Source organism: Nocardia sp. NPDC003482 (genome assembly GCF_053588115.1).
In genome coordinates this window covers 348,222-357,044 of the sequence record NZ_JBSFPI010000005.1, presented here as the reverse complement: position 1 = coordinate 357,044, position 8,823 = coordinate 348,222, and the positions used below count along the sequence as shown (strand labels likewise).

Sequence of the window (8,823 nt, the reverse complement as noted above, 5' to 3'; positions counted from 1 at the left end):
TCGCCGAGCGACCAGTTCCAGCGGGTGGTGTGTTCGAGGCGGGTCACCCGATCCTGGAACAGCCGGAACAGCGCCTGCGATTCGGCGCTCGACACGCCGACGATCTGCTTGACGAAATGTCCGAGCAGCAAAGCCTTTTCGCCCGTTTCGGGGTGCACGCGCACGACCGGGTGCTCGGTCTCGAAGTACTCGGACTCGAATTCGCGGCGGTAGGCGCGCTCGTTGTCGCCGGGGCGGTCCTCGGCGGTGGCGGCGTAGTCGTAGATATTGGTGTGCCGCGCGCGCAGGCCCTCGGCGAGCCGCTTGAGCGGTTCGGGCAGCGAGTTGTACGCCGCGACCGTCGAAGCCCAGGTCGTCGAGCCGCCGTAGCTGGGCAGCGTGACCGCGCGCAGGATGGACGCCTTGGGCACCCGGTCGACGAAGGTGACGTCGGTGTGCCAGCTGTTGGCCCGGCCGTGGTGGGAGTCGATCGCCAGGCTCTTGACCCCGTGCGAGCGGACGGTGGGATGCGGGGAGGTGGGAGTGCCCAGCAGCCGGGCGAATTCGTACTGCCCGTCCTCGGTGAGGTGGTGCTGGCCCTGGAAGAAGATGACCTTGTGCTCGTTGAGCGCGGCCCGGATCGTCGCCACCGTCTCCGGGTCGAGGTCACCGCCGAGCCGAACCCCCTCGATCCGCGCGCCGATGTGGGTACCGAGTTTGACCACGCGCAGGGCGGTCTCGGTGGCTACTGCGTAATCGACGGACATCGGGGGGACCTTTCGCTCGAACTCACGAACGGTCCGACGAAACCACCCGGCGTGCACCGCGAACAGCATTTCGGTCACCCGGATCGAAATGCCCGGTTACCGCGCCCGAGCGAATTGTTGGCATAATCGCCGACAATACGATCGCCTACGGTCAGGACGGTATCTGTGTCGGAATCTCCCGAACTGGCACGCGGAGCCCACGGCAAGGCCATCGCCACGGACGGGCTGCGGCAGGCCATCCGGCGCGGCGAGGTCGTGCCGGGGCAGCGGCTGGTGGAAGCGGATCTGGTCGAGCGGTTCGGCGTCACGCGCGGCAGCGTGCGCTCGGCGATCGACGATCTCATCGCCGAGGGACTGATCGAGCGCGTGCCCAATCGCGGCGCGCGGGTGCGCGCGGTCAGCCGGGAACAGGCCGTGGAGATCCTCGAATGTCGCCGTGCCCTGGAGGGTTTGATCGCGGCCAAGGCCGCCGAGCACGCCACCGCGGCCGATCTCGCGCGGCTGCGCGAACACGCCGACCTGCTCACCGCCGCGGTGCGCGACAACGAACCGCTGAAGTACTCCGCGCTCAATCACGACCTGCACGCCGCGCTGGCCGAGATCGCCGGGCAGCGCACCGCCGCCGATCTCATCGGGCGGTTGAACACCCAGGTCGTGCGGTTCCAGTTCCAGCTCTCCCTGCGCCCGGGACGACCGCGAGTCTCCCTCGCCGAACACCTCGCCGTGGTCGACGCGGTCGTCGCGCGCGACCCGATCGCCGCCGAGCGGGCGATGCGCGCGCATCTGGACAGCGTGATCGAGGCCCTGAACGAGGAGAGCTGAGCGCGACCGACTTTCGTTGCCAAAATTGTTGACAATTTCGCCGACCAACTTCTAGGTTGGAGTCGTGCCGCCGTCGGACGCGGCACCCCGATCCCCGGAAGGTGAGGCGATGGCCGAGAACGCGACCGATTCGCTACTGGTGGTGAGCGCCCACGCGGGCGACTTCGTCTGGCGCGCGGGCGGTGCCATCGCACTGTCCGCCGCGCGCGGCGAGCGCGTCACCGTGGTGTGCCTGAGCTACGGCGAGCGCGGCGAGTCGGCCAAGGCGTGGCGCGAGGGCAAGCGGCTCGACGAGATCAAGACGCTGCGCCGCGACGAGGCCGCGGCCGCCGCGGACGTGCTCGGCGCCGACATCCGTTTCCTCGACGCGGGCGACTACCCCCTGCTGGAATCCCCGGAACTGGTCGACCGGCTGGTGCGCGTCTACCGCGAGACCGCCCCGACCGTGGTGCTCACCCACACCCTGATCGACCCCTACAACGGCGACCACCCGGCCGCCGCGCGCATGGCGTTGCAGGCGCGCATCCTGGCGCAGGCGGTCGGCTACGACGCGCCCGGCGAACCCCTCGGCGCGCCACCGGTTTTCAGCTTCGAACCGCATCAGTCGGAGATGTCGGAGTTCCGCCCGGACGTGCTGCTCGACATCACCGAGGTGTTCGAGACCAAGCGCAAGGCCATGCGCTGCCTGGGCGCCCAGCAGCACATGTGGACCTACTATGAGGATCTGGCCCAGCGCCGCGGCGTGCAGTACGAACGCAACGCGGGCCCGAACCTCGGACTACTGAGGAACACCCGGGCCGAGGCGTTCGCGCGTCACTTCCCGCACGTGACCACCGCGCTGTCGTGACCGCCCGCACCGTCGCGGTGCTCGGCCTCGGCGAGGCCGGTGCCGCCTTCGCCCGGGATCTGGTCGCCGCGGGCGCGTCGGTGCGCGGCTACGACCCGAAAGTGCCCGCGCCCGAGGGTGTTTCGCAACGATCCGGCGACGCCGACGCGGTCCGCGACGCCGAACTGGTGTTCTCGCTGACCACCGGGGCCGAGGCGGAGGCCGCCGTGACGGCGGCGCTGCCCGCGCTGCGGCCGGGCACGCTGTGGGCCGAGGCCAACACCGTCACCCCGGAGCTGAAAGTCCGCCTGGCGCACCGTCTTCGGGACGCCGGGGTCGAACTGGTCGACGTCGCGATCATGGCCCCCGTCCCCGGCACGGGGCTGCGCACCCCGATGTCGGCCTCGGGCGCCGCGGCCCCGGCTTTCGCGACGATACTGCGGGAGTTCGGGATCGACGTCGACCTCGTCGACGGCCCCGTCGGCGCGGCGAGTTCGCGCAAGCTGTTGCGCAGCGTCGTCTACAAGGGTCTGGCCGCCGCGGTGGTGGAGGCCATGGCCGGGGCCCGCGCCGCCGGGTGCGGCGACTGGTTCCACCACCACCTGACCACCGAATTCGTCCGCTTCGACGCGGCCATGATCGATCGGCTCGTCTCGGGCACCTACGCCCACGCCGCGCGCCGCGCCGAGGAGATGGACGCGGCGGCCGCGCAGCTGACCGGCCTCGGCGTCACCCCGCACATCGCCGCCGCGGCCCGAAACGCCTTGCGCGACATCGTCGAAGCCACCCACCCGAAGGAGTAGCGCCCATGGACACCATCGTCGTCACCGACCCGCCCCGCGCCGCGCTCGCGGACGCCGACCGGCTCGGCGAATACGGCGTGGCGACCGTGCACGAGGCCGCCGGACGCGTCGGATACCTCGGGCCGCGGCTGCGCCCGGCCTGGCCGGGCGCGCGCGTCGGCGGCACCGCGGTCACCGTAATGTGCTGGCCCGGCGACAATCTCATGATCCATGTCGCGGTCGAGCAGTGCCGCCCCGGCGACGTGCTCGTGGTGGCCACCAACTCGCCCTCGACCGACGGCCTGTTCGGGGAGTTGTTCGCCACCGCGCTGCGGCACCGCGGCGTGCGCGGGGTCGTCCTCGGTTGCGGCGTCCGCGATGTCGCCGAACTGCGCGAGCTGGGCTTCCCCGCCTGGTCCACGGCCGTGAGCGCGCAGGGGTCGGTCAAGGCCACCGCCGGGGCGGTGAACGTGCCGATCGTGCTGGAGGGGCAGGTGATTCGGCCCGGCGATGTGATCGTGGCCGACGACGACGGCGTGGCGTGCGTCCCGCGCACCCGGGTGCCCGCGGTGCTGACCGCCGCCGCGGCCCGGGTCGCCAAGGAGGAGGCGAGCCGGGCGGCGTTCCGGCGCGGCGAGCTCGGACTCGACCGCTACGGATTGCGTTCGCGCCTGGGCGATCTCGGCATCACCTACGTCTCCTACGAGGACTACGCCGCGAAGGAGCAGGCATGAGTCCGGAGACCGAGGGCGTCCCGTGTGTGTGGATGCGGGGCGGAACGTCCAAGGGCGGATTCTTCCTGGCGTCGGATCTGCCCGCCGATCCGGCGGCCCGCGACGATCTGCTGCTGCGCGTCATGGGCACCCCCGACCCCCGCCAGATCGACGGAATGGGCGGGGCCACCTCGCTCACCAGCAAGGTCGCGATCGTCGCGCCGTCGCCGCGACCCGACGCGGACGTGGAGTACCTGTTCCTGCAACTGGGTGTGGACGCCCCGACCGTCTCGGACCGGCAGAACTGCGGCAATATGCTCGCCGGGGTCGGGCCGTTCGCGGTCGAGACCGGACTGGTCACCGCGACCGGCGACAGCGCGAAAGTCCGTATCCACCAGGTCAATTCGAACAGCCTCGCCACGGCCGTCTTCCCGGTCCGCGACGGCCGCCCGGTCTACTCCGGTGACGCCCGCATCGACGGCGTGCCCGGCACCGCCGCGCCGATCGAACTCACCTTCGCCGACACCGCCGGTTCGGCCACATCCGGCCTGTACCCCACCGGCCGGGTGCGCGACGAGATCGACGGCCTCGCGGTCACCTGCGTGGACAACGGCATGCCGGTCGTGGTCGCGACCGCCGCGAGTTTCGGGGTGAGCGGATACGAGTCCGCCGCCGAGTTGGCCGAGAACCGGACCCTGCTCGAGCGCGTGGACACGGTGCGGCGCAAGGCCGCCGGGCTCATGGGGTTGGGCGAGGTGTCGGATGCGCCGGTGCCCAAGACGGTGCTGCTGGCTCCCCCGCGCGACGGCGGGCTGGTGTGCGCGCGCTCGTTCATCCCGGTGCGCCCGCACACCGCCCTCGGCGTCTTCGCCGCGATCAGCGCCGCGTCGGCGGTGCTGACCCCCGGCGCGGTCGGCCACGAGTTCCGCGGTGAGCGGGCGGTGCGGCGGGTGGACGTCGAGCACCCGTCCGGGCACCTGCTGGTCGACGTCGATCTGGACATCACCGCCGAACCGCCCGCGGTGCGCTCCGCGGGCGTGCTGCGCACCGCTCGAAAGTTGTTCGCCGGTAAGGCTTTTCCCCGCGCCTGACGCGCCCGACGGTCGAGGAGGACCGCACCCATGGCACCCCGTCACGACATCGCCCATCTCGGGCACGTCCAGCTGCTCACGCCCGATGTGGAGGGCAGCGTGGAGTTCTGCACCGACTTCCTCGGCCTGCGCGTGGTCGGCTCCGACGGCGATGTGGTGTACCTGCACGCCTGGGACGACTACCAGCACCACACGCTGTCGCTGCGGGCGCATCGGCACGCGGGCATCGGCCGCACCCATCTGCGCGCGGCGAGCCCGGAGGCGCTCACCGCGCGGGTGGCCGCGCTCGAGGCCGCCGGACGCGGAATCGGTTGGGCCGACGGCGAACCCGGCTTCGGGCCGACGTATCTGTTCACCGATCCCGACGGGCACGAGTTCGGCCTGTACTACGAGGCCGAGTGGTTCCAGTGCGCCGAGGACATCCGGCCCGCGCTGAAGAACCAGGCCGCGGCCTACCCCGGCAACGGCGTGCCGGTGCGGCGGCTCGACCACGTCAACTTCCTGGGCCGCGTGCCGGTGGACAACCGCGACTTCCTCGTCGACACGCTCGGGGCGATGACCACCGAACAGATCGTGCTCGACGACGGCACGATCGCGGGCGCGTGGACCACCTTCACCAACAAGAGCTACGACCTCGTCTACACCCGCGACAACCTCGGGCTGGCGGGGCGGCTGCACCACATCGCCTTCGCCGCCGACAGCCGCGCCGACATCCTGCGCGCCTGCGACGTCGCCCTCGATCAGGGCGTGTTCATCGAGACCGGACCGCACAAGCACGCCATCCAGCAGACCTTCTTCCTCTACGTGTACGAGCCCGGCGGCAACCGCATCGAGCTGTGCAATCCCGGTGCGCGCCTGATCCTCGCGCCCGATTGGCAGCGCGTGGACTGGACCGAGGCCGAACGGGCCAAGGGACAGGCGTGGGGTCTGCGGACCATCGAGTCGTTCCACACGCACGGCACCCCGACCGCCGCGGAACTGGCCCGCGAAGCGGACCGCTAGAAAAGAGACACCGGTGTCCCCGACCGTCACCCCCGGCGGCAACTCCGCCATCACCGCCCTGGCGACCCGCGTGATCGCGCTGTGCTGGGCGCTGCTGCCGGAGTCGGTGACCTATCTGCTGGCCAGCGGACGGACCGAGCGGGCCCGCGCCCTGTGCGCGAAATACGGTGTGCCGCTGGGCTTCTACGCGCCCGAGCCGGGCGCTCCCGAACGCCGCGGCAGTGTGCGCGCGCTGTTCGCGCGCGGGATCCGCTCGACCACCCTGCTGTTCTGGATCGCGTCGTTCTTCGGGCTGCTGCTGGTGTACGGGATGAACACCTGGTTGCCCACGATGATGCGCGGGCACGGCTACAACCTGGGTTCGGCGATCAGCTTCCTGCTCGTGATCAACCTGGGCGGCATCGTCGGCATGTTGGTCGCCGGACCGCTGGCCGACCGGTTCGGACCCCAGCGGGTGGCCATGATCTGGTTCGCCATGACGGCGCTCGGCGTGGGGCTGCTGGTGTTCCGTATGCCGCTGGCGGCGACCTACACGGTCGTCTTCGTCACGGGCGGATTCCTGTTCAGCGCACAGACTTTGATCTACGCCTCGACCACGACCCACTACCTGCCCAGCGTCCGGGCGACCGCGCTGGGCTGGGTGTCCTCGGTCGGCCGCTGGGGCTCGATCGTCGGGCCGTGGTTCGGCGGGGTACTGCTCTCGCACGGGTTGACCACGGGCGGCTTCGGGATGTTCGCCGCCGCCGCGGTGATCGCGCTGATCACCCTGTCCTTCGTCCGGCGCGACCCGCGGGTCGAGGCGGTCGCGGCGACCGAAACCGCCGCCGCGACCGGAATATCCGCGCACCCCGCGCAACCGGCCTGAATCCCGGTGTGCCGCAACATCATCGAGCCCGCCTACCGGGCCGAGCGCACCTCGCCCGCGTAGTCGGCCGCGCGCGGCTCGCCGATCCGGAACACCTCGGTCGCGTCGGCCGGGGTGACCGACGTTCCGGCCGCCGCGAGGGCGGCGAATTTGAAGGCCCGGCCCGCCGCGCTCATCCGATGCCAGACGGGCGCGACGACCTCGTCGAGTTCGGTGGGCAGATCCGCGCCCCACAGCACGACCTCGGACAGCCCGCGGTCCAGGCAGCCGAGCACACCCGCGCGGACGCGCTCGTCCGCCAGATACGTCGCGGTGTCCACCGCGAGGGTGTGCGGGCGCAATTCGTGCAGCGGCGCGGCGAGGGCCTCGCGCCGGTCGAGCACGGTCGCGCCGAGCATGTCCAGCGGGCGCGTCGCGGCGTCGCCGTCGACGAGGACGGCGGCCTCCCAGCCCGCGCCCACCCGGTCGAACAGCCAGCCGCCCGCGTGGCGGACGACATCGCCGGGATCCGCCCCGATGACCGCCAGGCGGTAGCGCAGCGGATGCCGCCGGGCGCGAGCCCGCCAGCGACTGGTCGAAGTGAGGTTCCGAACGCCTCGATCATTGGCATCGACGGGTCGTGCAGCCATGGTTTCCATCCCGCTTCTCGACTGTGAAGAAACCGGCAGATCCGACGGCCGCGCGGCTGCTCAGGGCCGATATTCGCAGGTGCCGCGCTGCCCTACGGGGGAACTACCGATCACACGGTAACCCGGTTATCCATCGCTGTGCCGAGAACCGAATTCTGAGTGCATTGTGATCTGGATCACTCGGGTTCGAAGGCGTAGCCGTAGTCGGGTACCCCGGACCGCACCGCGACCCGGCGCAACACCATGCGCCCGCGGTCGCCGATGCCGACGGTTCCGGGGTCCGCGCCGGTCACCTTCGCCAGCACCCGCACGCCGACGTCGTCGAGTTCGACGATCACCACGGTGTAGGGACTTCGGGAGCCGGGCACGGGAATGCGCACGGTCGTCGCCGCGTAGACCGTGCCCGTGCGGGGCAGCGGCACGAGGGTGTAGTCCGTGCTCAGCGATCCGTCGGAGCCGACCCGGTAGCGCGGCGGGAAGTCGAGTTCGGGGCTGTCGCCGTGGCGGCCCGCCTCGAGCCGGACCTTGGCCTCGAAGGCCCGCTCGTAGGCGGCCAGCGAGATCGGCAGATCCGCGCCCGGGGTGGTGTCGCCCTCGGGTTCGTCGCGCGCGGGCGGCTCGACGCGATGCAGTTCCACCGGGCCCGGGGTCACCGAAACACCGGACAGGTTGGCCTGTTCCACGCCGACCAGCAGACCCGAGGCGCCGTGTTCGGCCATCGCGGCCGCGGCGAACAGCCCGGCGCTCGCGCCGAGCGTCGGCAGCCGCGGCGGGTCGAGGCACAGCCGCGCCGCCTGCCGATTGCCGACACCGGCGACCGCGACCGGGGTGTCGAGCCAGGCCGCCGACAGCGAGGCGAGCAGACCGCGGTGATGCAGCAGCCGGGGATCGCCGTAGTCGTGGACCGCGCCGACCGCGTTGCGGGTGCGCACGGGCAGGCTGCGCGCGACCCGCGCGGCGATGCGAACCTGGAGACCGACCCGATCCGACACCAGGGCCGCCGCGGCGCCCGCGGGCTCGGTGTCGACGCCGATCACCAGGGCGCGCGGGCGGGCGGAGGTGAGCGCGTCGAGCGCGGCCGGGGCGCCCCCGAGGCGTTCGGTCACCTCGAGTTCCGGGTCCAGGCCGAGACCGGCCAGCAGGACCGCGGCATTGCTCGAATCCACCAGGGCCTGCGGCAGATCGCGGCTCACCAGCACGACGTGTTCGACGGGCAGTCCCGCCGCGAGCGCGGCCCGCCCGGCGGCGACCGCGAGGGTCACCGCGTCCTCGTCGTCCCCCGGCGTGCGGTGGAACCGACCACCCCAGCACGGCAGATAGGTGCCCATCGACGCGACGTACGGCATT

At 71.7% G+C, this 8,823-nt stretch carries 10 protein-coding genes; 7 read left to right on the top strand and 3 right to left on the bottom strand.

The features are described 5' to 3' along the window. On the bottom strand, nucleotides 1-746 hold a 746-nt coding region (locus ACWDSJ_RS10810; protein WP_450031015.1), incomplete at its 3' end, for a TauD/TfdA dioxygenase family protein. A gap of 165 nt (nucleotides 747-911) precedes the next feature. Here ACWDSJ_RS10810 and ACWDSJ_RS10805 point away from each other — a divergent pair. From ACWDSJ_RS10805 to ACWDSJ_RS10775, 7 genes are all read left to right on the top strand, one after another. Continuing rightward, on the top strand, nucleotides 912-1,568 hold the full coding sequence (locus ACWDSJ_RS10805; protein ID WP_450031014.1) for a GntR family transcriptional regulator: 657 nt from the start codon (nucleotides 912-914) through the stop codon (nucleotides 1,566-1,568). A 109-nt stretch (nucleotides 1,569-1,677) separates the two neighbouring features. Continuing rightward, on the top strand, nucleotides 1,678-2,415 hold the full coding sequence (locus ACWDSJ_RS10800) for a PIG-L deacetylase family protein (RefSeq protein ID WP_450031012.1): 738 nt from the start codon (nucleotides 1,678-1,680) through the stop codon (nucleotides 2,413-2,415). After that, nucleotides 2,412-3,197 (top strand): DUF1932 domain-containing protein, encoded by a 786-nt coding sequence (locus ACWDSJ_RS10795; RefSeq protein ID WP_450031010.1) that lies wholly within the window; start codon nucleotides 2,412-2,414, stop codon nucleotides 3,195-3,197. The genes ACWDSJ_RS10800 and ACWDSJ_RS10795 overlap by 4 nt, the downstream gene beginning before the upstream one ends. A 5-nt stretch (nucleotides 3,198-3,202) precedes the next feature. After that, a complete protein-coding gene (locus ACWDSJ_RS10790) occupies nucleotides 3,203-3,910 on the top strand; it encodes a 4-carboxy-4-hydroxy-2-oxoadipate aldolase/oxaloacetate decarboxylase (RefSeq protein WP_450031008.1) in 708 nt (235 codons plus the stop codon). Continuing rightward, complete coding sequence (locus ACWDSJ_RS10785) at nucleotides 3,907-4,980, top strand: 4-oxalomesaconate tautomerase (protein ID WP_450031007.1); 1,074 nt, start codon at nucleotides 3,907-3,909, stop codon at nucleotides 4,978-4,980. The genes ACWDSJ_RS10790 and ACWDSJ_RS10785 overlap by 4 nt, the downstream gene beginning before the upstream one ends. A 30-nt stretch (nucleotides 4,981-5,010) precedes the next feature. After that, on the top strand, nucleotides 5,011-5,982 hold the full coding sequence (locus ACWDSJ_RS10780) for a VOC family protein (protein WP_450031005.1): 972 nt from the start codon (nucleotides 5,011-5,013) through the stop codon (nucleotides 5,980-5,982). A gap of 13 nt (nucleotides 5,983-5,995) precedes the next feature. After that, complete coding sequence (locus ACWDSJ_RS10775) at nucleotides 5,996-6,847, top strand: MFS transporter (RefSeq protein WP_450031003.1); 852 nt, start codon at nucleotides 5,996-5,998, stop codon at nucleotides 6,845-6,847. A 32-nt stretch (nucleotides 6,848-6,879) separates the two neighbouring features. Here the strand turns inward: ACWDSJ_RS10775 and ACWDSJ_RS10770 are convergent, their stop codons facing one another. Continuing rightward, the gene (locus ACWDSJ_RS10770) at nucleotides 6,880-7,476 is read right to left on the bottom strand and encodes a hypothetical protein (protein WP_450031001.1); all 597 of its coding nucleotides are present in this window, start codon (nucleotides 7,474-7,476) and stop codon (nucleotides 6,880-6,882) included. 176 nt (nucleotides 7,477-7,652) lie between these two features. Then, nucleotides 7,653-8,822, bottom strand: a complete 1,170-nt coding sequence (locus tag ACWDSJ_RS10765; protein ID WP_450030999.1) for a Zn-ribbon domain-containing OB-fold protein — start codon at nucleotides 8,820-8,822, stop codon at nucleotides 7,653-7,655. Nucleotide 8,823: the final 1 nt, after the last annotated feature.

What these genes read in the sequence shown, in the direction of transcription:
- ACWDSJ_RS10800 (WP_450031012.1), top strand. Translation starts at nt 1,678, where the DNA reads ATGGCCGAGAACGCGACCGATTCGCTACTGGTGGTGAGCGCCCACGCG.
- ACWDSJ_RS10790 (WP_450031008.1), top strand. Translation starts at nt 3,203, where the DNA reads ATGGACACCATCGTCGTCACCGACCCGCCCCGCGCCGCGCTCGCGGAC.
- ACWDSJ_RS10785 (WP_450031007.1), top strand. Translation starts at nt 3,907, where the DNA reads ATGAGTCCGGAGACCGAGGGCGTCCCGTGTGTGTGGATGCGGGGCGGA.
- ACWDSJ_RS10780 (WP_450031005.1), top strand. Translation starts at nt 5,011, where the DNA reads ATGGCACCCCGTCACGACATCGCCCATCTCGGGCACGTCCAGCTGCTC.
- ACWDSJ_RS10770 (WP_450031001.1), bottom strand. Translation starts at nt 7,476, where the DNA reads ATGGCTGCACGACCCGTCGATGCCAATGATCGAGGCGTTCGGAACCTC.
- ACWDSJ_RS10765 (WP_450030999.1), bottom strand. Translation starts at nt 8,822, where the DNA reads ATGCCGTACGTCGCGTCGATGGGCACCTATCTGCCGTGCTGGGGTGGT.